Source organism: Stenotrophomonas sp. YJH_SMC_10, from assembly GCF_059371555.1.
The window spans coordinates 529,072-554,239 of sequence record NZ_JCAFUS010000001.1 but is presented as its reverse complement, the minus strand read 5'-3'; the positions used below and the strand labels follow the sequence as shown (position 1 = coordinate 554,239).

The following is a 25,168-nucleotide window of genomic DNA, read 5'->3' as shown; positions in this document are numbered from 1 at the left end:
GGGCGTCCGCGCGGCTCTGCTGCGTAACCTCAGCCCATCCGCATCGCAGGGTTGTCACGCGCGTGGACGTCGTTGTCCTGCTGGCGCTGCATGGTCGCCTGCTGTCGCTCCAGGCTGGCGGCCTCGATCTGCCGCAGCGAGTGTTCGACCGGCGTCTGCACTGCCGTGTCCGTAGGCATGACGGCTCGCAGATGCGCGGGATCGCTCATCTCGCCCTGCACCACGAACACGTTGCGGCCGGCCGGATGCTCGGCGGTCTGCGCGCTCAGCAGGACGTGGTCGGCCCGTTCAAGCTGGTTGCGACGGGCCAATGCCATCACGCTCGCTACGAGGCGCTCACTGTTCTCGTCGTGGGTACGCCCGGCGCCGGCATCGATCGCGGCCACGCCTTCGCGCACCTGTTGCATCAGTGCGTAGTCGCGGTGGCCCGGACCAATGTCGGCCAGGCGGGTCGGTGCCTGCGAGGGATCCGGCACGTCGTCCACGGCTGCGGTCAGCGGGCTGCGGGTGATGGTCCGGTACGGGTCGTCCGGGTGGAACTGGGTGCGTTTTTCCTGGCGCTCCAGACGAACCTCGCGCGCGTCGTTGAGCTCGGCGATGCGGGCCGGATCGGTGATCTCACGCATCGACATGTGGCCACCACCCGCGCTGACACTGGCCCATTTCCTGTCCGCTTCGAAGTACATCGCGTAGTAGCTGTTGCCACCGATGACGTTCGGATCGACTGCTGAGCGCCCTTCCAGTGCCTGGGTGGCTTCCAGCACGCTCAACCGGGTCAGGTACTGCCCGCCCTTCGCCCATCCCATCTGGCTGATGGCATCGACGCTGGTGTTGCCTACGCGCGGGCCTCCGGCATAGTCGTTGTTGAGCATGTTGGTCCAGAGCTGTTCCAGCTTCTCGGGGCCGCTCTTCTGCTCAGCTGCCTGCAGCAACACGCGCGGCGTCCAGCAGTTGGGATCGAGTTCATGCCGTTCAAAGGCGCGGTCGTGAGCCAGCATCACGTCCTTGCCGGGGAGATTCAGTGCCAGGTCTGGACGGCGCTCGTTCATCCACTGCTGCCGCAACTCAAGATCTCTTTCGAGCAGGGTCTGCCCAAAGGACTCCCATTGCCGCTCCGTCAACTGTGCATTTGAAAACCGGGATCCCTCGTCCTGCTGGGTCTTTGCGTAGCTTTGTGCATACGCGTTCGCGACGCGTCCCGGCAGGCTGTCATTGCGTACAACACCCAGTGCCAGTGTCCCGTATCCATCGGCTCCCGGCAGTTGCGACAGGTAGTTCCAGTAAAGCTCGCGGTTGCCGTCTCTGGCATAGCTGCCAAGGACGCTCAAATCGCGTTCGGTCAATCCACTCATACCCTGCCCCTCTTCTTCCTTGAATCACCGATCACTTGGACCGGGTGCGCGCGATGACGTCCCTGACGGCCTCTTCCATGCGCTTCCAGTCCTTCAGAAACGCTCTCTTGTAGTCCAGGCTGACGGATAGCTTGTTGTCGATGTCCACGAAGTAATGAACGCAGCCCGCGGCCACTTCCCCTGGCTCACTGATCACCTCGCGCCCCTCCAGCCGCACGCCGTCGCGTCGGAATTCCTCGCCGTCACATTTGATGAATGAACTGATCCGGCCGTCGCCCTGGCGTGCGATGTACCAGTCTCTTTCGTAGGCGGGATTGCGCACAGGCGGCTTTCCGTAACGCGCCTCATACTTCTTCGCGTACACCACCATCTTCGCTTCATCGATTGCATAGGGCGTCAGGCCCAAGGTCTCCGGCTGTGCAACGCGTTGATCGAGACGGTCCCTGGGATCCTCCCTTTCCACAGAGCCCTCCTCCGTGATGGCTTCATTTGACGACAGCCTTGAAAGCAGTGTTTCAACGGGAACGCGATCAACGTAGTTGATCCGGATGGGAATCTCCTTCCGGAAATCATTCGTACGCGGATTGGCCCGCGCACCCGGCGGTGTCGGCGTCATATCCGGCCACTCGATGACCAGCGTCACGCCCTCGCCGGGCCACGGTGCGATCTGGCTGTCCAGGTAGTTGGCCGGGATGCGGAAGGTGTTCGGCCCGAGCTTCACGTCCACGGGCGCATCGGTATAGGTGTGGCCGTTGATCGTGCGGCCGGTCTGTGGGGCGCCGGACATGGCGGGATTCCTTTCGTGTTCGGTGGACGGCGCCCGCGCACACGCGCCGGCACTCACCGCGACGGCAAGTGCAAGCGTCAGGCAACGGCCGGGGGTCATCACGTGCATGGGCATTCCATTGCAGGGTTCCAGCGCCACTATAGGGAACCGGGCGTCAACGGAACAGGAACCGCATCGCAGCCCTTCATGGAACCAGGCAGCGCTCCACCTGAAGTGACAGCACCTGGCAGGCGTTGAACAGGCCCTCGACCACGGCTGCGGAGGGACAGCAGGCGGGATCGTCGCTCTCCCGCGCCACATGCGCAGCGTGCAGCACCGCAGTCAACGCCGTGATGCCCGAAATGCTGCGGGTCGCCAGGGCCATGTCGAAGGCGCGGCCAGGGCTCAAGTGCATTTCACTCCAGGCCTCGCCATCAGCGCGCAGGTTCCTGCCGTGGCCCGCCAGGTGTGCAAAGAATGCCGATGGCGTGACGAACTCGGCGGATTCGCGGAGCGCGTCCTCCAGCGTTTCGGCCAACGCAGCGGGAAGATCGCGCACGGCGGCGCCCAGCAGCGCATGCAGGCGGGGATGGTCGGGAAGACGTTCGGGCATGACGGCAACCTCACGATGTGGCCACCTGCAGATGCAAGGTGGCGGACGGTGCGGGTTGGCGTGCCGGATACATGATGCAAGAAGCCGGCGGATCGAGAGATCCCCACGCACCGTCCACCATGAACTGGCAGGCGATGCATTGTCACGGTTGCAACTCTGGCTGCAACCGTGACGCCGCACATCATGTAAGTTCAGGACGCCAATCCCGGCCACGGCGAATGCCTTGGCGCGGCCATGGTTACCGCCTGAACCGACGGTGGAAAGCAGGAAAATCCTGATCGATCACGTTGCTACGTTGGTTGCGTCAGTGGATGTCGAGTTGTCCATTGACTGGCGTTCTTCGCCAACCGATGACTCCGGTCGACGCGCACTTGCCGGACGCCCTGGCCAGCCGTAAGCGACACGCGCGCTCCCGGTGCCAAAGACCCCCGCCGGTAGCGGTGAGCATTCGCGAAACCCACATGCGGCAAGCGCAACGCTGCGCAGCCTTCAGCTATCGCCTTGGGTGCTCTGATAGCCGCGGTAGGTCTCGCCCCACTCGCGCATCGCCAGCAGCACCGGCGCCAGCGTGCGGCCGAACTCGGACAGCTCGTATTCCACTTTCGGCGGCACTTCCGGGTAAACGTGGCGGATCACCACGCCATCGGCTTCCAGTTCACGCAGCTGGCTGGTGAGCATGGACTGGGTGGCATTGGGCACCCGCCGCGTCAGTTCCATGAAACGCCGCTTGCCGGTCATCAGGTGAAAAAGAATGATCGGCTTCCACACGCCGCCGATCACCGACAGCGTGACTTCCACCGCGCAACCGCTCTTGCCGTCCCACCGTTTGCTACGCATGCATACTCCGGAAAACCATAGTACCTACGGAAAATCGTCGTTCTTGTTGCGATAGAAGCGCGAGCCTAGCATGGCCCCATCCCATGAATGTGAGGCCATCCATGACGTTCAAAGCACTGCTCACCCGCAAGACGAACAACCAGCTCTCGACCGAGCTGGTCGATTTCGACGAGGCCGACCTGATGGACGGCGACGTCCTGGTACAGGTCGAGTACTCCACGCTCAACTACAAGGATGCGCTTGCCCTCACCGGCAAGAGTCCGGTCATCCGGACGTTCCCGCTCATTCCCGGCATCGATCTGGCAGGCGTGGTGCTGGAATCCAGCAGGGCCGACTTCAAGCCAGGCGACCGCGTCGTGCTCAATGGCTGGGACCTGAGCATGGGCCACCACGGCGGCCTGGCCCAGCGCGCCCGGGTGCGCGGCGAATGGCTCAACCGGATTCCCGACAACTTGAGCACCCGCGATGCAATGGCCATCGGCACCGCTGGCTACACCGCGATGCTGTGCGTGCTGGCCCTGGAACATGCCGGGGTGACGCCTGCACAGGGCGATGTGCTGGTCACCGGTGCCAACGGTGGCGTCGGCTCGATCGCGGTGGCGATCCTGTCGAAGCTGGGTTACCGCGTGGTGGCCGCCACCGGGCGGCCGGAGCATGCCGAGTATCTGCACAACCTGGGTGCGGCCGAGATCATCGATCGTGCGCAGCTTTCGGAGCCGCGCGAGCGGCCGGTGAGTGCCGAGCGATGGGCCGGCGTGGTGGATGTGGCCGGCGGCCCAACGCTGGTCAATGCCATCGCCGAAACGAAGTACCGGGGTGCCGTGGCCGCCTGTGGCCTGGCCCAGAGCGATGCACTGCACGGCTCGGTGCTGCCCTTCATCCTGCGCAATGTGACCCTTGCGGGCGTGGATTCGGTGAATGCCCCACAAGAGGTTCGCCAGCGCGCCTGGGATCGGCTCGCAACCGAACTGGACCCGCAGAAGCTGGAAAGCACCGTGCAGCAGATCGGCCTCGCCGAGGTGCTGGATGTCTATGAGCAGATCATCCCCGGCAAGGTGCGCGGCCGCATTGTCGTGGATGTGAACGCCTGACGCCTGCCGCGCCGGCGGGGGTGCAATGCCATCGCTGGCGCGCGTGCGCGAGTGACCGGAGACCCAGCGCGCCATGCCAAGCCGCCTTATCATGGGGCGGCAAGGGCACTTTACGCCCGGTGACGTACGCAGGGCAGTATCTGGATGTCTATGGAATGGCGCCCCTCGGGCTGGGGCCAGCGTGTGACCCGCTCGCCGGACTGGCAGTTGCGGCTGGATGGCGAACAGCTCGCGCTTTTGATCGACGGCAGGCACTACCACCTGCATGTGGCGAACGAACACAGCGTGCGGGTCGTTCGCGGCGTGCTCTGGTCCCGGGTCGAACTGACGACCGAGCGCGGTGAAGCACTGTCCGTGGATGGGCTGCCCAACAGCCAGGGCTCCCGGCTTGCGGCTGCCGTGCAGCATGTGCTTTTCGCGCGCTCCAGGAGGGGGCGCAAGGCACTGTTTGAGCGCGTTCTGGCGCAGATCCAGGCGTGGCTGGCCGAGGCAGACACGCTTACCGACCGAGGCACCACCGGACGCCGCTGGATCACCCACGAACAGCAGCAGGCGTTGCTGGCCGACCGCCCCACCCTGCCCCTGCCGCCCGCCGAGCTGGAGCAGCTGTTCCTCGACGAGGAGGTGCACGACGACCTGCACGCGCCCGGCCACCGCATGGCGCTCGACGCGCTGCACGACTGGCAGCTGGATTGGCCCGCCCTGTGGGCGGACGCGAATGAGGCAATGGCGACCCGCGAACTGGGGCTGGCCAAGCCCTTCCTGGACCGGGTCGAGAGCAGGCCACTGACCGAGGAACAGGCCCGCGCCGTCATCTGCTTCGACAACCGGGTGCAGGTCGTGGCCGCAGCCGGCTCTGGCAAGACCTCTACGATGGTCGCCAAGGCCGCCTATGCCATCGATCGCGGCTTCGTGGAGCCCGAACGGATCGTGATGCTCGCTTTCAACAAGGACGCCGCGAACGAACTGGAGGAGCGCGCGCGACGATGCTTCGATCGGCTCGGCATGGGCGACATCGTGGTCGAGGCGCGGACCTTCCACGCCCTCGGCCTGGCCATCATCGCCAAAGCCACGGGACGCAAGCCTGATATCCCGGAATGGGCGATCGACGCGACGCTGGGCTTCAACAAGCTGGCTGAACTGGTGGACGACCTGAAGGACCGCTCGACCCACTTCCGCACCCAGTGGGACATGTTCCGCCTGGTGTTCGGACGCGATCTGCCGCCGTTGGGTGCCGACATGATGGCCGATGGCTACGACCGCGATGGTGCGCCCTACATGCGTACCCTGCAGGGCGAGCGGGTGAAGAGCCTGGAAGAGTGCGTCATCGCCGACTGGCTGTTCTACAACGGCGTGGCGTATGACTACGAGCGCCGCTACGAGTTCGATACCGCGACAGACACCCACCGCCAGTATCGTCCGGACTTCTACTACCCGGACGCCCGGCTGTATCACGAGCACTTCGCGCTGGATGCCGATGGCCAGCCGCCGCCGCACTTTGCCGATTACAGCGAAGGGATGCACTGGAAGCGCCAGCAGCATATGGCGCGCGGCACTGCCCTGGTCGAGACGACCTCGTTTGGCCTGCGCAGTGGACATGCGCTGCAGGATCTTGCGGAGCGGCTGGGTGCGTCTGGTGTCGAACTCGACCCGAACCCGGACCGCGAGCTGCCTGACCAGGGCACCAAGCCGATGCCGGATGCAGACCTGATTGGCCTGATGCGCACCTTCATTGCGCATGCCAAGAGCAACTGCCTGACGCTGGATGACATGGCCGCACGCCTGCGGCAGATGCCTGAGGATCAGTTCAAGGAACGCTACCGGCGTTTCCTGGAGATCGCCGGTCCGGTTTTCCAGGCTTGGGACGATGCACTGGCTGACGAGCGCAGCATCGATTTCGAAGACATGCTCAACATGGCCGCCGGGCTGCTGGAACAGGGCCACTATGAATCACCCTACGATCTGGTGATGGCCGACGAATTCCAGGATGCCTCGCGCGCCCGTGCGCGCCTCTGCCGTGCGCTGGTCAGCCAACCGGGCCGCCATCTGTTTGCGGTGGGCGATGACTGGCAGTCGATCAATCGCTTCGCTGGTGCCGACGTTTCGGTGATGACCGGATTCCGCGAATGGATGGGGCATGGCCAGGTGCTGAAACTCGAGCAGACGTTCCGCTGCCCGCAGGCACTGTGTGATGTTTCCAGCCGTTTCATCAGCCGCAACCCCGCGCAGATCGGCAAGAAGGTCCGTTCTGCTGCGCCGGCAATGGGTCCGGTGCTGCAGGCGTTCCAGATGAACCGGCGTGAGGAGGTGCAGGATGGTGTTCGCCAATACCTTGCGACGCTGCACCAGCAACTGCTGTCAGGTGCAATGCCGCAGGGCCGCAACGGGCGCGTGACTGTATTCGTTCTGGGGCGGTATCGCGCGGACCGCAGCGCGATGCCTTCGGATTGGAAGACCGCCTTCGGCAGCACGATGGACGTCGAGTTCCTGACCGTCCATCGATCGAAAGGGCGCGAGGCGGACTACGTGATCCTGCCGGGCATGATCAACCGCAGCTTCCCGAGCCTGCGCGCGGATGACCCGGTGCTTTCGCTGGCAATGCCGGACGGGGATACCTATCCACTGAGCGAAGAACGGCGCCTGTTCTATGTCGCACTGACGCGTGCGCGGCGGTCGGTCGCGATGTTCACCCTGCAGGGCAGGCACTCGCCGTTCCTGGATGAGCTGGTGAAGGATGGAGCAGTGGAAGTGACCGCGATTTCAGGCGCGGCCATCCACGAAGAGCGCTGCCCGGTGTGCAAGGTGGGCGTGTTCGTGGACCGCAATGGGCCGCACGGGGCCTTCCGGTCGTGCTCGAGTTATCCGTTGTGCCATAACAAGCCGAAGGGTGGGCGGCGTGGCTGAGGCCGCGGGTTTCCTCGCCGCCCAGTAATTCACGCCCTGAGTGGATCGGGGCGTTGGTCAGCATAAGGAGACCACGATGCGTTCATTTGTTCTGGCAGTTGTGGTGTCATGGAAGACGCCTCCAGTTGTCGTTCTCGAGCATCCGCGCTTCTAGCGTCCAGATCTGATGTAACGCTCAAAGTACGCTTGGAATTGGCGCGACTTAGCTGGGTCAAGCTCGTTGGCAATCGTGCCAGCGATCGCCTCGGCCTCAACCATGCGCGTGCTACCGCCAAGCTCTCGAGCAGCTTCAAGAAGTGCTCTTTGCCTCACACTCAGATTACCGAAGGGATCGAAATAGGAATCGACACGCTGGTTGTCACTCACGCCTGTCCAGCTGAAACGCGCATCTCCAGCAGCCGTTGCGATCGTTCTGTATCGCTCGACGGCTTGCTCTGAGGTTATGCGTTTACGGAGCAGATCCAGCCTGGTGCGATACAGATCAACCTCGGCGCTTGGCGTGCTCTGCGCCAGCGCTGCTACCGCTTCATCAACAAACGCGTAGTTGATATTCCCGGTGCCGGCCTGAACGCCCAGTAGATTGAAGCTGGCGATTGCATACCGGTACGCATCGCGATTCGCCGCAGCCCGTTGGGCATCGCTCGGTCTACCGATGGCAGTGGGCTGTACCAGAAGAATGCTGTCATCGTCAGAAAGAACGGCTTCCATATCACGCTTGTGGAACTCGCCGACAACTACAACGATGGTGCCACCAGGCCGCGCCTTCGCAGCTGCGGCCACTCTCTTCGCCTGCAAGTAGGTTCGATAGAGGTATAAGCGACGTGGCAGGTCATCTTTTGCTCGCTTTGAGGGGGTCACAGCCCACTGGGTAACCTTGGCAAGGTTAACCTCGGTATCCGCGTGGAAAATATCTCTGTTCAGCTGTGCCGGGCGTGGGAATGACAGGAAGCCCTGAAAACCCTGATCAGGGCGCACCTGCGGAATTGCTTCCAGATCGGTGCCAAAGCCAAGCTTGGCGTCTTCTGACGGAGGCGCCCAGTCTATTGGGCACAGATCCACGCCCCTGGCGCGGGCGAAGGGCACGATCACATCCTGAACTTCATAGGTGAATTCGTAGTAGTCGTTCCGAGCAAAGGCCTCCGGAGACCGCTCGATACAGATCGCGTCGGGTTGCGCACGATCCAAGAAGGCCGCCAGCATTGCCGGACTGTCATTGGATGAAACCAATTGAGCTGCATGGTCGACGCCCAATACTATCACTCGTGACGGATCGGGCTTTTCAGTACCACTGCCAGCAATGGCTTGCAGTGGAAAACAAAGAAGAACAGTGCGCAGCACCCATGCATTCATTCAATAGATCCAATGGCGAAAGCGCTTTCACGCTACGAAACGCCAACAGGCAGTGCCCGTGCCATTGGTTGTAGTCAGTCGGATCGCCCAGCTCGAACCACCGCATGCAGACCCAAGCGTCGCAAGCGCGGCCGACATTCCGGGAGACAGCCGGCAGCCCCCGTTCTTCGGCCAGGCGAACGGGTCATTCGAACGCGCCAGCCAGAGAAATTTCTTCGATCTACGAGCGATTGAAACGCGCGGCGCCCGCTTGTGCACCCAACACGGCAAGATCAGGGCCAGCCGCTTTCCGCGCTCCATTCGCATTGGTCGCGGGCACTGTGAATGCAATCCGAGCTGCAAGGCTGGGTTCGGCAGCAGATTGCGCAGAAACGAAAAAGCTCCTATCCCCAGGAGCTTTTTGAAATTGGCGGAGAGAGTGGGATTCGAACCCACGGAAGGTTTAACCCTTCGCCGGTTTTCAAGACCGGTGCCTTAAACCGCTCGGCCATCTCTCCAATCGGGTCCCGGTCGCCCGGGCAGCGGCGTATTCTCGCACGTGAAGGGCGTTTGCCCAAGACCACCTTGCCCCTGCCCTTCGCATCCGGCACGGTGGGGGCCTTCACCGCACCCGGAGCCGCCATGGCCCATCTCGATCTGGCCAACCTGCGCACCTGCCTGCTGGACGATACCCAGCTGGCCGCTGTGGCCCTGCACCGCACCTTCGCCGGGCACCTGCCGGTCAGCAGCGGGCAGCTGGTGGTCTGCGATCCGCTGGTCCAGGCCGAGGCGCCTGCGCTGGCCGACTACACCGCCCCGCTGGGCCGGCACCCGGTCGAAATCATCGTGCACAGCGGCCGCCCGGCGCTGGCCGTGGTCTGGTTCAAGCCCCGCGAAGCCCTCACTGCGTCTGCCCTGCACTGGCAGATGGCGCGCTGGACCACGCAGGACCTGACCGGCCTGGATGAGGACAGCTTCATCGGCTACCCGGTCGACGCCGGCATCGGTTGTTTCATGGATACCGACACCCAGCAGGCGCTGCTGGCCCTGATCGAACAGGCCGATGGCGACGAAGAGAGTGAATGGTCGGATGCACTGATCGACCACGATGGCCTGGACGAAGGCGCCGAGTACCGCCCCTGGGGGGAGGACTCGCCGCACGGCCTGGTGGTCTTCACCAGCGGCTGGGGCGACGGTGTGTATCCCAGCTACTGGGCGCTGGATACGTCCGGCATTCCGGTCGCCCTGGTCACCGATTTCCTGTGCATCGAGGGTGGCGATGGGCGCGACGAGCGCGAGATTGCCGACCAGGCCTATCGCGACAACCTGCCAGCTGCAGAAGCCGAGGCGCTGGCACGACTGGTGGCCGCCGTCGAACGAGACGACACGGAGGCATTGCAGGACCTGCTGAAGGATGCGCCGCAGCGCGCCAACCAGATCGAACCGGGCTGCGGCGGCACCGCCCTGTACGAGGCGATCCGCCTGGACCGCCCGCAGGCATTGCGGGTGCTGCTACAGGGCGGCGCATTGCCGGCGATGCCCGAGCGCCTGCACATGAGCAAGGTGACCAGCTATCTGGACTATGCGCGCTTCCTGAAGAAGCCGCGCAGCGCAGAGTTGATGGCGGTGCTGGAAGCACCCGTCGTTGCGGCCGAACCGCCACCGGCCGGAGCGCGACGCCGCAGTTTCTGGGACCGGCTGTTCGGCCGGAACTGATCAGCTGGAAAACAGCAACGCCGGGCATGGCCCGGCGCTACCGTTCAGCTCTCTCAGCCGGCATCCACCGCCAGAGCACCCAGTGCACTGGCCTTGATCCGCTCCTTGGCCTTTTCACAGGCGCCGCCGCAATCCAGGCGCGAGGCCTCCAGCTGCGGCGGCAGATGCTCGGCCAGGAAGTCGATGAACACGCGCACCGCCGGCAGCAGGCCGCGGCGCGAGGCGAACACGGCGTGGCATACGCCCTGCGGCAGCGACCAGTCCGGAAGCACCACTTCCAGCTCGCCGTTGCGCACCGCGTCGGCGCACACGGTTTCCGGCAGCATGGTGATGCCGAAACCGTCCTTCACCATGCTCTGCAGCAGCGGGAAGTCGAAGCCGGCCACGCGCGGCTGCAGGTCGACCCGGCGCACTTCGCCTTCCGGGCCATGCAGCTCCCAGCGCTGGCGGGCTTCGTCTTCGCTGATGCTGAGGGTGACGTGCTGGGTCAGCTCTTCCGGGTCCTTGGGGCGGCCGGCGCGGTCCAGGTACTTCGGGCTGGCCACCAGCAATTCCTGCACCTGGCCGAAGCTGCGCATCACCAGGCTGCCGTCATCGTCCAGGCGCGAACGCACGCGCAGGGCCACGTCGTAGCCTTCATTGATGATGTCCACGCGGCGGTTGCTGATGTTCAGCTGCAGCCGCACCTTCGGGTACTGCTCCAGGAACTTGGGCAGCAGCTTGGGCAGCTGCATCTGCGCCAGTGACACCGGCACGCTGGCGCGCACCACGCCGCGCGGTTCCGCACTGAGGCGGTCCACCACTTCGCGGGCAGCCTGGGCCTCGGCCAGCATCGTCTGTGCATGGCGGTGCACGCTGGTGCCGACGTCGGTGACCGCGAAACGGCGCGTGGAGCGCTGCAGCAGGCGCACGCCCAGGTCGGTTTCCAGCTGGCTGATGCGGCGGCTCAGTCGCGACTTGGGAATACCCAGCGCGCGCTCGGCAGCGGCGAATCCGCCGTGGTCGACCACCATCGCGAAGTAGTACAGATCATTCAGGTCATGCATGCCCGAGTTCCATATCTAGAACAATACGTGGCATTCAACCACCTTTATTCCGCCTTTGCAACAACCTATCGTTCTCTCCGTCGGCGGGGCACCCCCGCCCCTTCCTCCCAGAACATAGGTGACTGCCATGAAGCTTCTGCATCTCGACGCCAGCGTGCTTGGCGACAACTCCGTCTCGCGCCAGCTGTCGGCGGCCGTGGTCGCCCGCTTCACCGGCCAGATCGATGGCCTGCAGGTCGATTATCGCGATCTTGACGCCAATCCGGTACCGCACCTGCGCAGCAGCTCGCTGGCCAAGACCGACGCCGCCGAGGCGACCGATGCTGAACAGGTGATGCAGCAGTTCCTGGAGGCCGACATCGTGGTGATCGGCGCGCCGATGTACAACTTCAGCATCCCGTCCACGCTGAAGGCCTGGATCGACCGCGTGGCCGTGGCCGGCCGTACCTTCAAGTACACCGAGAACGGCCCGGTGGGCCTGGCTGGTGGCAAGCGGGTGATCATCGCCAGCAGCCGCGGCGGCATCTACACCGACTCGCCGGCCGACTTCCAGGAGCCGTTCCTGCGCCAGGTGTTCGCCTTCATGGGCATCAACGAGGTCGAGTTCGTGCGCGCCGAGGGCATCGCCTACTCGCCGCAGCACCGTGAAGACGCCATCGCCGGTGCGCTGGCAGCACTGCCGTCGCACGAAGCGGCCGAAGCCGTCGCTGCGTAACGCGTTCCAACGTTCGGCGCCCCTCTCTCCTCGTCTGGGCGCTGAACGCGGGCCGGGATCCCCTCCCCCATCCCGGCCCACCCTGGCGGCCCCGCTCTGCGGGGCCGTTTTCTTGTGGCGTCCGGCCTGGGGTCTGCGCCATCCACGCATGGCGTGGATCTGCTGCACGCGTGCGTGGAATCCGTGCCATGCGCGGCGCTCACCAGAACGTTAGGCTGGGGCGATGGATTACATCGTGACGGCTGCGCACCGCAGCGAATTTCCGCATCCGATCATCCTGCGCCGCGGCCAGGCGCTGGTGGTGGGCGAACGCTATGAAGGCCCGGAGGGCTGGGACGACTGGTTCCTGTGCGAGGCCGAGGGGCAGCAGCCCGGTTTCGTGCCGGCGCCGGTGATCGGTCGCGATGCGCAGGGTGGCGCGTTTGCCACGCAAGATTACTGCGCGCGGGAGCTGGATGTGGATCCAGGGCAGGTGCTGCGCGGGATGCGCACGCTCAATGGCTGGGCGTGGTGCGTGCCGGAGACCGGCGAACCGGGATGGGTACCGCTGGAGAAGCTGCGCGCTGTGGAGTGATCACGGTGGTTCATCCACGCATGGCGTGGATCTACTGTGGCATCGGCGAATTCATGCCGGGCGCGTGCAACATCCTCCAGTAGATCCACGCCCTGCGTGGTGCGGTGCCATGCAAGCATGCCACCTACCCGGTCAGGGAATCAGGCGATGGTTTCCAGGCCGCCCATGTACGGGCGCAGGGCTTCCGGCACGGTGATGCTGCCGTCGGCATTCTGGTAGTTCTCCATCACTGCGATCATCGCGCGGCCAACGGCCACGCCCGAGCCGTTCAGCGTGTGCACCAGCTCCGGCTTGCCGGTGGCCGGGTTGCGCCAGCGCGCCTGCATGCGGCGGGCCTGGAAATCGCCACAGTTCGAGCACGAGGAAATCTCGCGGTAGGTTTCCTGCGACGGCAGCCAGACTTCCAGGTCGTAGGTCTTCACTGCCGAGAAGCCCATGTCACCGGTGCACAGCAGCACCTTGCGGTACGGCAGGCCCAGCTTTTCCAGCACCACCTCGGCGCAGCGGGTCATGCGCTGGTGTTCGGCGTCGCTGTCTTCCGGGCGGCTGATCGAGACCAGCTCGACCTTCTCGAATTGGTGCTGGCGGATCATGCCGCGCACGTCGCGGCCACCGCTGCCAGCCTCGGCACGGAAGCACATCGAGTGGGCGGTCATGCGCAGCGGCAGGCGCTCGGCGTCCACGATCTCGTCGCGCACGATGTTGGTCAGCGGCACTTCCGAGGTCGGGATCAGGTACCGCGTGGAGTCGCCCACGGCGGTCTTGAACAGGTCGTCCTCGAATTTCGGCAGCTGGCTGGTGCCGCGCAGCGAATCGGCGTTGACCAGCAGCGGCACGTTGGTTTCCTCGTAGCCGTGCTCGCCGGTGTGCAGGTCGACCATGAACTGGGCCAGGGCGCGGTGCAGGCGCGCGATCGGGCCGCGCAGGACGGTGAAGCGCGAACCGGACAGCTTGGCCGCGGTCTCGCCGTCCAGCCAGCCGTTGCGGGCGCCCAGTTCGACGTGGTCGAGCACCTTGAAATCGAACTGGCGCGGGGTACCCCAGCGCGCCTGCTCGACGTTGTCGTTCTCGTCGGCACCGGCCGGCACGTCATCGGCCGGCAGGTTCGGAATGCCCATCGAGATCGCTTCGATCTTCTCGCGCAGCTCGTCCAGCGCCACTTCCGAGGCCTTCAACTCGTCGGCGAAGGCAGCGACCTCGGCCATGATCGCCGAGACGTCCTCGCCCTTGGCCTTGGCCTGGCCGATGGCCTTGGAGCGGCTGTTGCGCAGGCTCTGCAGTTCCTGGGTCCGCACCTGGATGCGCTTGCGATCCGCCTCCAGGGCCTCCAGGGCAGACACGTCGAGCTCGAAGCCGCGGCTGGTGCGCAGGCGTTCAGCGAGGTCGGCGGGCTGGTGGCGGAGCAGGGCTGGATCAAGCATGGCAGGTGTCGTGGTGGGTGTCAGGAACGGGATTATCGCCTGTTATACGGATTTCTGCCGCCCGGTTCATTCCCGCCGTGGCAGAATCGAGCCATTCCGTACTGGTCCGGTCCATGTCTGCACCCCGCTCGTCGTCCTCCAAGTCGTTCACTGTGCATATCCCGCGCAACGCCCTGAAGATCGCCGGCATCGCCTTCGGCGTGGGCGTGCTGCTGTTCGTACTGGTGTGGTTGACCGGTCGCGACAAGGAGTTCTTCCGCGCCGACCCGGCCGCGCAGACCCCGCAGGAGACCGCGCAGGTCGAGCCGCTGCCCGAACCGCTGGCGGCGGCTGCCGGTTCCAGCGACATGCCTGATGCCAAGCCGGCCCCGGTCGAGGAAGACGCCCCGAAGCTGGTCGAAACCGCCCCGCCGCCGCCGGCGCCCATCGCTGAACCGGCCCCGGCCGCGCCGACCCCTGCGCCAGCCAGCACCGGCAACAGCCAGCCGATGCCGATTGCCGGCCAGTCGCCGCCGCCGACCTACCCGGCAGCCGCCCTACGCGCGGGCGAGACGGGCAGCGTGGTGGTACGCGTGGACGTGGATGCCACCGGCTATCCGAACAATGCCACCGTGATCCAGCGCAGCGGCTCACGCGAGCTCGACCGCGCCGCGACCGATGCCGTGCGGCGCTGGCGCTTCACCCCGGCGCAGAGCAACGGCCAGCCCGTACCGGGCAGCATTGAAGTGCCGTTCGACTTCAAGACCCAGTAACTGAACGTTTCCCGGCAGGCAAACTGAACCCTGCCGGTGACGTTGACGCAACGCTGACACTTGTCGCCGCCGCCCCGCGCAACACTCTGCCCGTCGTCCATTGACGGAAGGAGTTTGCGATGACCGCCACCACCCACGAAGACCTTCACTCGCCGCAGCTGCAGCAGGAATCCGGCCCGCAGCACAGGTCCACGTCGCCCTGGATGTGGATCGCGCTGATCGTGGCGATGTTTGCCGCCGCCCTGCTCTGGCTGCGTCACGCGAACCCGGAAGACGTGGCACCTGCACCGGTCGGCGAGCGCATGCTGCCCGCCCCCGAACAGGCGCCGGTGGCCGACACGCAGGCGCCTGCCGCCCGCAAGGCCGCGCCGGCCAGCGACCCGCGCCACCCCGCTCCTGCCGTGCGCAATCGCGAGGCACGTCCGCTGGCGGGCAACATCAAGCCGACCTATCCCGCCGCCGCACTGCGCAATGGCGTCCAGGGCAGCGTGATCGCCAGCCTGAATGTCGATACCCGCGGCCAGGTCACCCGTGCAGCGATCGTTTCGCGCACCGGCGAGCGCAGCCGTGACCTGGATCGCGCGGTGCTGAGCGCCGTGCAGAACTGGAAGTTCCAGCCGGCGATGCATGAGGGCCGTGCAGTGGCCAGTGTGGTGCGGGTCCCGGTGGATTTCCGTACCGAGCAGCGTTGATCGCGGACGAGGGGTTCGTGATGTTTAGACGGAGGCTTCGGCCTCCGTCCTTTTATCTGGAGAGGCGTGCCAACCCAGGTTGGCACCTACCGGGCAATGCGATCCGCCGGGCATGGCCCGGCGCTCGCGATGCCGCTCAGGCCAGGTTGAACCCGGCGCTGCGGGCCAGGCCGTCGAAGTCCGGGAAGGAGGTGGCGACGTTGGCGATGTCGTTGATGCGCACTTCGCCCTCACTGATCTGTCCAGCAATGGCAAACGCCATGGCGATGCGATGATCACCGTGGCTTTCAATGGTGCCGCTGCCCAGGCGCACGCCGCCGTGCAGGGTGGCGCCGTCTTCGGTCTCGTCCACCTGCATGCCCAGCGCGCGCAGGCCAGTGGCCATCGCGGCAAGACGATCGGATTCCTTCACCCGCAGTTCGGCCGCGCCGCTGACCACGGTCTGGCCCTCGGCAGCGGCGGCGGCCACGAACAACGCCGGGAACTCGTCGATCATGTCCGGCACCAGTGCTTCGGGAATACGCGCGCCCTTCAGGGGGGCGTAGCGCACCACCAGATCGGCCACCGGCTCACCGCCCTGCTCGGCCGGATTCTCTTCGGTGATGTCTGCCCCCATCAGGCGCAGCGCGTGCAGCAGGCCGGTGCGGCGCGGGTTCAGGCCGACCTGCTTCAGGCGCAGCTCGGAACCGGGAATGATGCTGGCGGCGACCAGGTAGAACGCGGCCGAGGAAAAATCGGCCGGCACCACGATGTCGGTGGCGCGCAGGCGCTGGCCGCCCCGCAGGCGGGCCTTGCCCGGCGAGAACTCGATGTCCACGCCGAACGCGGACAGCATGCGCTCGGTGTAGTCGCGGGTCGGGTGTGGTTCCACCACTCGGGTTTCGCCCTGCGCGTACAGGCCGGCCAGCAGCACGGCCGACTTGATCTGTGCGCTGGCCACCGGCGAGGCGAAGTCGATGCCGTGCAGCGTCTGGCCACCATGCACGTGCAGCGGCGGTGTGCCGTCGTCCTGGGTATCGATCCTTGCGCCCATCTGCGACAGCGGGCCAGTGACGCGACGCATCGGGCGGCCGGACAGCGACTCGTCGCCGATCAGCGTGCAGTCGAACGCCTGCCCGGCCAGCAGGCCAGCCAGCAGCCGCATGCCGGTGCCGGCATTGCCGCAATCCAGCGGTGCATCCGGCGCCTTCAGGCCGTCGATGCCGACGCCATGCACGATGCGCTGCGACGGGCTGGGGGTTTCGATGCGCACCCCCAGCTGGCTGAAGATGCGCGCCGTCGCGCGGGTGTCCTCGCCTTCCAGGAAGCCCTCGATATGCGAAGTGCCATCGGCCAGTGCGGCGAACATCACCGAGCGGTGCGAGACCGACTTGTCGCCGGGAATGGTCAGGCTGCCCTGCAGCGGCTGGCCCTTGCGGGCGATCCAGTGTTGCGCGTTGCTCATCGTTCGATCATTCCGTAAACGCCGGCAACGCCGGCGATGCATCAGGGAGCGGCGGCCAGGACCACCGCAGCAGCACTCAGGGCACGGCCACCGGATAGGAGCCCAGCACCTTGATCTGTGCCGAGTGCGCTTCCAGTTCGGCCAGTGCCGCCTGCATCGGCGCGTCATCGATATGGCCGGCCAGGTCGATGAAGAAGCCGTACTCCCACTTGCCGTGGTGCGACGGCCGCGACTCGATGCGGTTCATGCTGATGCCATGGCGGGCGAACGGGCTGAGCACGTCGAACAGCGCACCGGGCTTGTCATGGATGAACACCAGCACGGACGTACGGTCGTGGCCGGAGGTCGGGAAGATGTTGCGGCCCACCACCAGGAAGCGGGTGGTGTTGTCGGCATCGTTCTGGATCGGCTTGGTGACCACCTTCTTCAGGCCATACACGTGGCCGGCGCTCTCGCCGCCGATGGCAGCCGCGTCGTCGGCGTTGCGCGCGCGACGCGCACCCTCGGCGTTGCTCGACACCGGGATCTTTTCGGCCTTCGGCAGGTTGGCGCGCAGCCAGGCCGAGGTCTGCATGAACGACTGCGGATGTGCGTAGATGCGCTCGATGTCCTCGATGCGGCCGCTGCGCGACATCAGGAACTGCTGCACGCGCAGTTCCACTTCGCCACAGATCTTCAGGTTGGAGGTCAGGAACATGTCCAGGGTGATCTGGATGGTGCCCTGCCCGGAATTTTCCACCGGCACCACGCCGAAATCGGCGTTGCCCGCTTCCACTTCCTGGAACACCTCTTCGATGCTGGCCATCGGCAGGCCCAGCGCCGAGCGGCCGAAGTGCTTGAGCACGGCCTGCTGGCTGAAGGTGCCTTCCGGGCCGAGGTAGCCGATCTTCAGCGGCTCCTGCTGGGCCAGGCAGGCCGACATGATCTCGCGATAGACATGCACCAGCAGCTCGTCGCTGAGCGGGCCTTCATTGCGGTCCACCACCATGCGCAGCACCTGCGCTTCGCGCTCGGGGCGGTAGTAGTCGACAGCGGCAGCCAGCTTGCCCTTGGCCTTGCCGACCTGGTGGGCGAAACGCGCGCGCTCGGCGATCAGGCTCTGGATGTCGCGGTCGATCTGGTCGATCTTCGAGCGCACATCGGCCAGCGCCAGCGGCGCCAGGGTCGGCGCCGGGTTCGAGGCGGCCTTGGCCTTGCCCTTCGCCTTGGTGGGCGCGCTGTCCTTGGCCGGTTCGGCCTTCTTCGGCGCCTTCTTGCTCGATTTGCTGCTTGCCATCGGAATTCCTTGTTGCGGGGCACGCACCCGACGGTGCGCGCCGTTCATTGCTCAACCGTGACGCTGCTGGAAATCGGCCATGAAGGCGACCAGCGCCTCGGCCCCGGCCAGCGGCATGGCGTTGTACAGCGAGGCACGGATGCCCCCGACCACCTTGTGCCCCTTCAGCGCCAGCAGGCCGGCGGCCTTGGCTTCGGCGACGAAACGGGCATCCAGTTCGGCATCGGGCAGGAAGAACGGGATGTTCATCCGCGAACGGGCCGCATGTGCGACCTCGTTGCGGTAGAAGCCGCCGGAGCCATCGATGGCGCCGTACACCAGTGCCGCCTTGGCGGCATTGCGCCTGGCGAATTCGGCCACGCCGCCTTCGGCCAGCATCCACTTGAACACCAGGCCGGCCAGGTACCAGTTCCAGGTCGGCGGGGTGTTGAGCATCGAATCGCGGGCGACGTGCGAGCGGTAATCGAAGATGTCCGCGCGCGGCTGGCCAGTGCGCTCGAGCAGATCGCGGCGGACGATCATCACTGCGATGCCGACCGGGCCCAGGTTCTTCTGCGCGCCGGCATAGATCACACCGTAGCGGCGTACATCCAGCGGCTCGCTGGCGATGGACGAGCTGAAGTCCGCCACCAGCGGCACATCGCCGGTATCCGGCACATCACGGAACTCGACGCCGTGGATGGTCTCGTTGGCGGTGATGTGTACATAGGCGGCGTCGGGCGAGAGCTGCCAGTCGGCGCGGGGCGGCAGCGTGCGGTAGCCGTCGGGCTCGCTGCTGGCGGCAATGTTGACGTCGACATAGACGCCGGCCTGCTTGACCGCAGTCTTTCCCCAATGGCCACTGACCACGTAGTCGGCGCGCTGGCCGGGGCGGGCGAAGTTGAGCGGGATCAGCGCCTGCTGGGTGGTGGCACCACCGGACAGGAACAGCACCGCGTAGTCGTCGGGGATATCGAGCAGGCGGCGCAGGTCGGCCTCGGCCTCGGCGGCCACGGACATGAATTCCGCGCCGCGATGGCTCATTTCCACGATCGAGGCACCACTACCGTGCCAGTCCAGCATTTCCGCCTGCGCCTGGCGCAGGACCGATTCCGGCAAGGTTGCAGGGCCGGCACTGAAGTTGAACGCGCGCGTCATGTCACACCTGTGGGGCAAGACCCCTAGTATGCCGCAGTGCACCAGCCTTGCGGCCTTGTGTGGCAAGGGAAATTTGGTTTCATTGGAATCCATCGGCCGCCAGCATGGCGCCGGTAGGCGCCGACCCTGGTCGGCGTACGCCGTCAGGCGTCATGGCCTCCTGGAGAGCGTGCCGACCAAGGTCGGCACCCACCAGAGCTGACCCTCCGGGTTCAGGTCAGCGCGCGCCGAACCAGAGCAGCAGGCTGAGCAGTGCGGCCAGCAGCAGTGCACTGACCAGCAGCCACGGCCAGCGCCGGACCTTGCGTGGCGCAGCCGGCATCACTGGCGCCTGCTCGGCCTCGTGGCTGGCGTCGTCCTCGACCGGCTGCGACCGCCGGCGCGGGTCGTGCGGCACTTCCAGCACGAAACGGTGCTGGCCATCGAATACCACCTGGTCGCCGGCCTGCAGCCAGCAATGGCGCACGGCCACGCCATTGACGCGGGTGCCGTCGGCACTGCCGAGGTCGCGCAGCAGTACGCGCTCGCCGTGCACTTCCACGCGCGCATGCTGTTCGGCGAAAGCCGGATCGTCGATGGCGATGTCGGCGTCGTTGCCGCGGCCGATCAGGCGGGCCCGCGACAGGGTGAAACTGCGGCCATGGTGGAGTCCACCGACGCCGCGCAGCAGCCGCTGCTGCTCGTCGCTGCCGTCATCGTTGTTCGGCGCAGGCGCCTGCAGCAGGCTCTCGACCTCGCCCTGCAGGACCATCTCCACACCATCCACGTATACCGCATCGCCTGCACGCAACAGCGCCATCCGGCGCACCGGCCGACCGTTCACGTGGATGCCGCGGATACCGTTGCCGACCTGCAGCCAGAGGCCGCGATCGTCCATGCAGAACTGCGCCAGCAACAGCGCGCCGTGACCGGCATCGCCTAGCCGCACGCTGCCGTTGGCCTGGCGCACGATGCGCTGCACCCCGGGCCGCAGCGGCTGGTCGGGCTGTTGTTGTTGACTGAAGTGGACAAGCAGGTTCTGCACGCGGCGCAGCCTAGCAGGTTGGCCGCCAACGAAGAAGAACCTGCGATGAGTGCTTGGCGCGGACGCCCCCGATGCGCACAATGCTCGCCCTCTCTGATCATCCCCGCCCAGCGCCAGGAGCCTGCATGTCCACCATCGATGTCCGCCACGCCCACGCCCTGCCCGACGCACAGGCGCGCGCCGCGATCGAACAGGTCGCCGCCAAGCTGTCCGAGCGCTTCGGCCTGAAGTCGTCCTGGACCGCCGATGTGCTGAACTTCTCCGGCAGCGGCGTGGACGGCGCGATCGAACTGCAGCCGGGCGCTGTGCGCGTGACCGCCAAGCTGGGCTTCCTGCTGTCGGCAATGAAGGGCATGGTCGAAGGCGAGATCCAGCGCGTGCTGAAGGAAAAGCTGGGCTGAATCCTGGCGGCGGCCATCACGGCCGTGCAACGCCACCGCGCGCTACTCTCGGGGCAGGCCCAACTCCCACGGGAAGAGCGATGAACCACTACGAGAACGACGACCGCCGCAACGACGACGCCTCTTTCGGTGACCAGGCCGAGCGCTTCTCGCGCAAGCTCAGCGACTCGGCGCAGCAGGTCTGGCTGGCCGGGCTGGGCGCCCTCGGCCGCGCCCAGGCCGAAGGCAGCCGCTTCTTTGATGGCCTGGTGAAGGAAGGCGAAGCCTGGGAAGCCCGCCGCCGTGAACGCAGCAGCGAACAGGGCCCTGGCTGGCGCGACAACGTGGAATCGTCCCTGGATGAAGCCCGCGAGAAGGCCTCGGGCACCTGGAACAAGGTCGAGAAGGCCTTCGATGACCAGGTGCAGGGCGTGCTCAAGCGGCTGCATGTGCCCACGGCCGACGAAGTCACCGCGCTGGAAGCCCGCATCGATGCCCTGCACGCGCGCCTGGCCAGGCTGGAAAACCGGGCAGCGTCGGGTACCGACGCCCCTGCACCGGGCAGCCATCAGTCGCCGGACAGCATTCCCTGAGTGCAATTGTTGCAATGCAATAAATTTTGATTGACAATCGCGAGCAACCCGCCAATCGCTTCGGCTGCCGTTTGTTCCCTCCCCTCACGGCTTCAGGATTGGCGGGTTTTTCGTGCCCGCCGTATACCGATCTGCGTGCTCCATCACGCTTCCTGTCAGGAACATCCTGACCCAGCCGGGCACTGCGGCCTTTACACTGTCGTTCTCCGCTTTCGCCCCTTCCGCCCTACTCCTGCATGCTCCCCTGGATCCTGGCCCTGTTGTCGGCCCTGCTTACCTGTTCCCTGGCCGTGGTCTATCTGTGGTGGATCAAGCGGCGGCAGAAGGAGATGCAACTTGGCCTGCAGGCCCTGGCGGGGATGCACTGGCGCGAATTTTCAGTACTCGTCAAGCGCATGCTGCGCGAGCAGCGTGGCCTGCGCGAGCTGGTCGATCCGGCCGAAGATGCCCGCGAGCCGAGCAGCGACTTCCTGCTCAGCGACGGTCCCAACCAGTGGCTGGTGTCATGCAAGCACGGCCTGGCCTACCGTATCGGCACTGCCGCAGTGAACGAACTGGGGGCGGCCGCGCGCCTGGCCGGTGCGAAAGGTGGCGTACTGCTCACGGAAGGCCGGATCGAGCGCGATGGCCGGGCAGCTGCCGAGAAGCAGGCGGTCGAGGTACTGGACGGCCCGCGCCTGTGGCCGCTGCTGCAGCCCTACCTGCCGGGTGACATTGAAATGCGTGTGCGCGCCACTGCCCAGCATGAAGCCCTGCGCCGCATCGCCATCGCCGGCCTGGGATCAATCACGCTGGGGCTGCTGGTCGGCCTGGGCCTGCAGGGCCTGCGCGTGGACGACGCCGCACCCACGGCCGACGCATCGATGGTGTCAGCGCCAGTGCCAGCGCCGGCCCCTGCTCCGGCCGCTACCGCTGCTCCTGCCCCCGGAGCATCCCCAAGCACGCCCGCCACCGCGACCTCGTCGCCGCAGGGTGTGGCCGCGACGGCGGTCGACCCACGGGGCAATCCCAACCCGGATGCGGCCACCCTGGATCGCTACCAGGCCGATCTGGCCCGTGCGCTGGCTGGCAAGCCCGGCATCGCCAGCGGCGTCTGGCTGACCCGGCAGACGCTGGCGATCAACCGCACCGGCGAACTTGACGCCGTATGGCCGCTGGTCTGCGAGGAAGTGCTGCACTACCCCGCCCTGCGCAACGTGCGCATCCAGCTCAATGCCCGCCCCGGCGTGGACGAGCCGGTGCGCTGGCGGCAGTGCGCTACGTATTGATGGGACAGCATCCACGCATGGCGTGGATCGACCGAAGGTTCTCACGCATCACGTAATCCCAACCGGGATTCAGTCGTTGCACGCCATGCGTGGATACGCCCCTACCGAGCCCCCGGCGCGAAGCGCGCGACCAGGTCCCAGGCGTCGCCGAGGAACACCTGGCGCACGCGGGTGATCGGCTGTTCGCCACGCCAGGTCAGGCGTTCGATCACCAGGCAGGCGGTACCGGACTTCACGTCCAGCAGCCTGGCGGTGGCAGTGTCCGCACCCCAGGCGCTGATGCGGTGCTGGGCGCGGGTCCACGATACGTTCTGCAGCAGCCAGCTGCCCGGCGCGGTGGTACTGAAATCGACCTCCAGCACCTCGGGCACCCCCACCGGGCTGATCAGCCGATGCTCCAGCGCCAGCGGGCGGCCGTCGGCCAGATGCAGGCAGCGCATCGCCAGCAGTTTCTCGCGGCCCGCCAGCTCTACCTCGCCGGCATTGCCGGGATCGGCCAGGCGCAGTTCCCGTTGCAGCAGGCGATAGGCGTACTGGTGGCCGCGCGAACCGACCTCCATCGCAATGTCGGGAATCTCCAGCGCCACCTGTTCCAGGTGCGGGGGCTGACGCGCCACGAAGGAACCCGCACGACGGCGGCGCTCGATCATGCCGCTCTCGGCCAGTGCGGTCAGCACCTTGTTCACCGTCATCCGCGAGCAACCGTACTGCTCCATCAGCTCGTGCTCGTACGGTATGCGGAAGCCCGGCGCCCACTCTCCGCTGAGGATGCGGCTTTCCAGATCGCTGCGGATGCGCTGGTTGAGCGTGGCGGACTTGCTGGCCTTCACGTGATGGGGTCTCGGTGTCGGGAGGCGATCAGGCCAGCACGCCACGCAGGGCGGCGGCGAAGGCGCTGGTGATCGCCTCGCGCTGCAGGTGGCGGCCTTCGGCCACGCATTGACGGCCATGGCGCCAGACCGATCGCAGCGCGCCATTACGTGCGGCGAACACCCAGCTGTCAAGCCATGCGTCATCCTGTCGCGCCTGCAGCGCCGGGTGCGCGGCATCCAGTTCGACCAGATCGGCGCTGGCGCCGACCTGCAGGCCAGCGGCCACACCCAGCGCCTGTGCGCCACCGTGCAATGCACCTTCGAACAGGAAGCGGCCGCTGCTGCGGGTGGCATCCGGCGCCAGCACGTTGCGCCCGCGCAGGGCCAGGCGCTGGCCGTACTCGAGCAGACGCAGTTCTTCAGCCGCATCGATCAGCACATTGGAATCGGAGCCGACACCGAAGCGCCCGCCCTCGCGTGCGAACGCCTGCATCGGGAACAGGCCGTCGCCCAGGTTGGCCTCGGTGATCGGGCAGAGACCGGCCACGGCCTGGCTGGCCACGATGGCCGCGCGCTCGTCATCGGTGATGTGGGTGGCATGCACCAGGCACCACCGTGCATCGACCGGCGCATGGTCGTACAGCCACTGCACCGGGCGCTGGCCGCTCCAGGCCAGGCAGGCCTCGACTTCACGCACCTGCTCGGCGATATGGATGTGCACCGGGCCGTCAGCCAGCGGCAGCAGCGCGCTCAGTTCCTCGCCGGTGACCGCGCGCAGGCTGTGCGGTGCGATGCCAAGCACCGCGTCGGGAAGCACGGCCAATGCCGGCTTCGCGGCGTCCAGCAGCCGTGCGAAGCCCTCCACGTCGTGAATCAGGCGACGCTGTGCGGGATTCGGTGCCGCGCCGCCGAAGTCCGCATGCGCGTAGAACACCGGCAACAGGGTCAGGCCGATGCCGGTCTGCTCGGCTGCCGCCGCGATCCGTGCACTCATTTCGGCGCGGTTGGCATAGGCGTGGCCCTCGGCGTCGTGGTGCAGGTAATGGAATTCGCCGACGCGGGTGAAGCCGCTTTCCAGCATTTCCATATAGGCCTGGGCGGCGATGGCCTGCACCGCGTCCGGGCGCAGATGGGCGAGGAAGCGGTACATCAGCTCGCGCCAGCTCCAGAAGCTGTCACCGTCACCGCCGCCGATCTCGGTCAGGCCGGCCATGCCACGCTGAAACGCGTGGCTGTGCAGGTTGGGCAGGCCCGGCACCAGGATGCCGACCCGGGTGTCGCCGTGCTGGGCGCCGTGCCCCGCGCTGATCGCCGCGATGCGGCCATCCTGCACCTGCAGGCGGACATCACGGGCCCAGCCGTCGGCCAGCAGGGCGTGGGCGGCATGGAAGCAGTGCGTGGAACGCGAATCGGACATGGCTGGACA

Annotated in this window: 23 protein-coding genes and 1 tRNA gene; 10 read left to right on the top strand and 14 right to left on the bottom strand. The window is 66.2% G+C overall.

The window, feature by feature from the left end; all coding sequences use genetic code 11:
- Positions 1-29 precede the first annotated feature (29 nt).
- The 4 genes from AC5P9C_RS02515 to AC5P9C_RS02500 all read right to left on the bottom strand — a co-directional run bounded on the left by AC5P9C_RS02515 (position 30) and on the right by AC5P9C_RS02500 (position 3,568).
- A complete protein-coding gene (locus tag AC5P9C_RS02515; protein WP_343540952.1) occupies positions 30-1,352 on the bottom strand; it encodes a Smlt3024 family type IV secretion system effector in 1,323 nt (440 codons plus the stop codon).
- Between the two features lie 31 nt (positions 1,353-1,383).
- Entirely contained in the window at positions 1,384-2,247 is an 864-nt protein-coding gene (locus AC5P9C_RS02510; RefSeq protein WP_343540951.1) for a Smlt3025 familytype IV secretion system inhibitor, read from the bottom strand.
- A 76-nt stretch (positions 2,248-2,323) separates the two neighbouring features.
- Positions 2,324-2,731, bottom strand: a complete 408-nt coding sequence (locus tag AC5P9C_RS02505; RefSeq protein ID WP_049471386.1) for a hypothetical protein — start codon at positions 2,729-2,731, stop codon at positions 2,324-2,326.
- Between the two features lie 489 nt (positions 2,732-3,220).
- Entirely contained in the window at positions 3,221-3,568 is a 348-nt protein-coding gene (locus tag AC5P9C_RS02500; protein ID WP_049471387.1) for a winged helix-turn-helix transcriptional regulator, read from the bottom strand.
- A 101-nt stretch (positions 3,569-3,669) separates the two neighbouring features.
- Here AC5P9C_RS02500 and acuI point away from each other — a divergent pair, with 101 nt between their 5' ends.
- Positions 3,670-4,659 (top strand): acrylyl-CoA reductase (NADPH), encoded by a 990-nt coding sequence (acuI, locus tag AC5P9C_RS02495; RefSeq protein ID WP_343540948.1) that lies wholly within the window; start codon positions 3,670-3,672, stop codon positions 4,657-4,659.
- A 150-nt stretch (positions 4,660-4,809) separates the two neighbouring features.
- Positions 4,810-7,563 carry a UvrD-helicase domain-containing protein gene (locus tag AC5P9C_RS02490; RefSeq protein WP_343540946.1) on the top strand — a complete coding sequence of 918 codons (2,754 nt, stop codon included), beginning with the start codon at positions 4,810-4,812 and terminating at the stop codon, positions 7,561-7,563.
- A 150-nt stretch (positions 7,564-7,713) separates the two neighbouring features.
- On the opposite strand, the gene AC5P9C_RS02485 is transcribed toward AC5P9C_RS02490, so the two are convergent.
- Together AC5P9C_RS02485 and AC5P9C_RS02480 are read right to left on the bottom strand one after the other, a co-directional pair.
- On the bottom strand, positions 7,714-8,913 hold the full coding sequence (locus AC5P9C_RS02485; RefSeq protein ID WP_343540944.1) for a hypothetical protein: 1,200 nt from the start codon (positions 8,911-8,913) through the stop codon (positions 7,714-7,716).
- A 407-nt stretch (positions 8,914-9,320) separates the two neighbouring features.
- A tRNA-Ser gene (locus AC5P9C_RS02480) sits at positions 9,321-9,410 on the bottom strand.
- A gap of 124 nt (positions 9,411-9,534) precedes the next feature.
- Here AC5P9C_RS02480 and AC5P9C_RS02475 point away from each other — a divergent pair.
- Positions 9,535-10,608, top strand: coding sequence for a DUF4241 domain-containing protein (locus tag AC5P9C_RS02475; RefSeq protein WP_343540942.1), 1,074 nt, complete (start codon positions 9,535-9,537; stop codon positions 10,606-10,608).
- Positions 10,609-10,661: 53 nt separating this feature from the next.
- Here AC5P9C_RS02475 and AC5P9C_RS02470 read toward each other — a convergent pair whose 3' ends face one another.
- Positions 10,662-11,654, bottom strand: coding sequence for a LysR family transcriptional regulator (locus AC5P9C_RS02470; protein WP_005410175.1), 993 nt, complete (start codon positions 11,652-11,654; stop codon positions 10,662-10,664).
- Between the two features lie 127 nt (positions 11,655-11,781).
- Between AC5P9C_RS02470 and AC5P9C_RS02465 the strand changes: the two genes are divergently transcribed.
- Complete coding sequence (locus tag AC5P9C_RS02465) at positions 11,782-12,369, top strand: FMN-dependent NADH-azoreductase (RefSeq protein WP_049471397.1); 588 nt, start codon at positions 11,782-11,784, stop codon at positions 12,367-12,369.
- 223 nt (positions 12,370-12,592) lie between these two features.
- Positions 12,593-12,943 carry an SH3 domain-containing protein gene (locus AC5P9C_RS02460; protein ID WP_414615041.1) on the top strand — a complete coding sequence of 117 codons (351 nt, stop codon included), beginning with the start codon at positions 12,593-12,595 and terminating at the stop codon, positions 12,941-12,943.
- Between the two features lie 140 nt (positions 12,944-13,083).
- Here the strand turns inward: AC5P9C_RS02460 and serS are convergent, their stop codons facing one another.
- Positions 13,084-14,364: a serine--tRNA ligase gene (gene serS / locus AC5P9C_RS02455; RefSeq protein WP_049471400.1), complete on the bottom strand. Its 1,281-nt coding sequence runs from the start codon at positions 14,362-14,364 to the stop codon at positions 13,084-13,086.
- Between the two features lie 113 nt (positions 14,365-14,477).
- On the opposite strand from serS, the gene AC5P9C_RS02450 reads away from it, so the two are divergent.
- Together AC5P9C_RS02450 and AC5P9C_RS02445 are read left to right on the top strand one after the other, a co-directional pair.
- Positions 14,478-15,116, top strand: coding sequence for an energy transducer TonB (locus AC5P9C_RS02450; RefSeq protein ID WP_057493178.1), 639 nt, complete (start codon positions 14,478-14,480; stop codon positions 15,114-15,116).
- A 119-nt stretch (positions 15,117-15,235) separates the two neighbouring features.
- Positions 15,236-15,808 (top strand): energy transducer TonB, encoded by a 573-nt coding sequence (locus AC5P9C_RS02445; RefSeq protein WP_057493179.1) that lies wholly within the window; start codon positions 15,236-15,238, stop codon positions 15,806-15,808.
- A gap of 136 nt (positions 15,809-15,944) precedes the next feature.
- Here AC5P9C_RS02445 and aroA read toward each other — a convergent pair whose 3' ends face one another.
- The 4 genes from aroA to AC5P9C_RS02425 all read right to left on the bottom strand — a co-directional run bounded on the left by aroA (position 15,945) and on the right by AC5P9C_RS02425 (position 20,689).
- Positions 15,945-17,252: a 3-phosphoshikimate 1-carboxyvinyltransferase gene (gene aroA, locus AC5P9C_RS02440; RefSeq protein WP_049471405.1), complete on the bottom strand. Its 1,308-nt coding sequence runs from the start codon at positions 17,250-17,252 to the stop codon at positions 15,945-15,947.
- Between the two features lie 76 nt (positions 17,253-17,328).
- Entirely contained in the window at positions 17,329-18,528 is a 1,200-nt protein-coding gene (gene pheA / locus AC5P9C_RS02435; RefSeq protein WP_049471406.1) for a prephenate dehydratase, read from the bottom strand.
- A 51-nt stretch (positions 18,529-18,579) separates the two neighbouring features.
- The gene (serC, locus tag AC5P9C_RS02430) at positions 18,580-19,665 is read right to left on the bottom strand and encodes a 3-phosphoserine/phosphohydroxythreonine transaminase (protein WP_049471408.1); all 1,086 of its coding nucleotides are present in this window, start codon (positions 19,663-19,665) and stop codon (positions 18,580-18,582) included.
- Positions 19,666-19,882: 217 nt separating this feature from the next.
- Positions 19,883-20,689 carry an FHA domain-containing protein gene (locus AC5P9C_RS02425; RefSeq protein WP_057493181.1) on the bottom strand — a complete coding sequence of 269 codons (807 nt, stop codon included), beginning with the start codon at positions 20,687-20,689 and terminating at the stop codon, positions 19,883-19,885.
- A gap of 125 nt (positions 20,690-20,814) precedes the next feature.
- Between AC5P9C_RS02425 and AC5P9C_RS02420 the strand changes: the two genes are divergently transcribed.
- From AC5P9C_RS02420 to AC5P9C_RS02410, 3 genes are all read left to right on the top strand, one after another.
- Complete coding sequence (locus AC5P9C_RS02420) at positions 20,815-21,090, top strand: polyhydroxyalkanoic acid system family protein (RefSeq protein ID WP_005417302.1); 276 nt, start codon at positions 20,815-20,817, stop codon at positions 21,088-21,090.
- A gap of 80 nt (positions 21,091-21,170) precedes the next feature.
- Complete coding sequence (locus AC5P9C_RS02415; protein WP_049471412.1) at positions 21,171-21,662, top strand: phasin family protein; 492 nt, start codon at positions 21,171-21,173, stop codon at positions 21,660-21,662.
- A 236-nt stretch (positions 21,663-21,898) separates the two neighbouring features.
- Positions 21,899-22,930 (top strand): restriction endonuclease, encoded by a 1,032-nt coding sequence (locus tag AC5P9C_RS02410; protein WP_343541748.1) that lies wholly within the window; start codon positions 21,899-21,901, stop codon positions 22,928-22,930.
- Positions 22,931-23,031: 101 nt separating this feature from the next.
- Here AC5P9C_RS02410 and hutC read toward each other — a convergent pair whose 3' ends face one another.
- Positions 23,032-23,760, bottom strand: coding sequence for a histidine utilization transcriptional repressor HutC (gene hutC, locus AC5P9C_RS02405; protein ID WP_343541750.1), 729 nt, complete (start codon positions 23,758-23,760; stop codon positions 23,032-23,034).
- Between the two features lie 28 nt (positions 23,761-23,788).
- Positions 23,789-25,159, bottom strand: coding sequence for a formimidoylglutamate deiminase (locus AC5P9C_RS02400; RefSeq protein WP_343541752.1), 1,371 nt, complete (start codon positions 25,157-25,159; stop codon positions 23,789-23,791).
- Positions 25,160-25,168 lie beyond the last annotated feature (9 nt).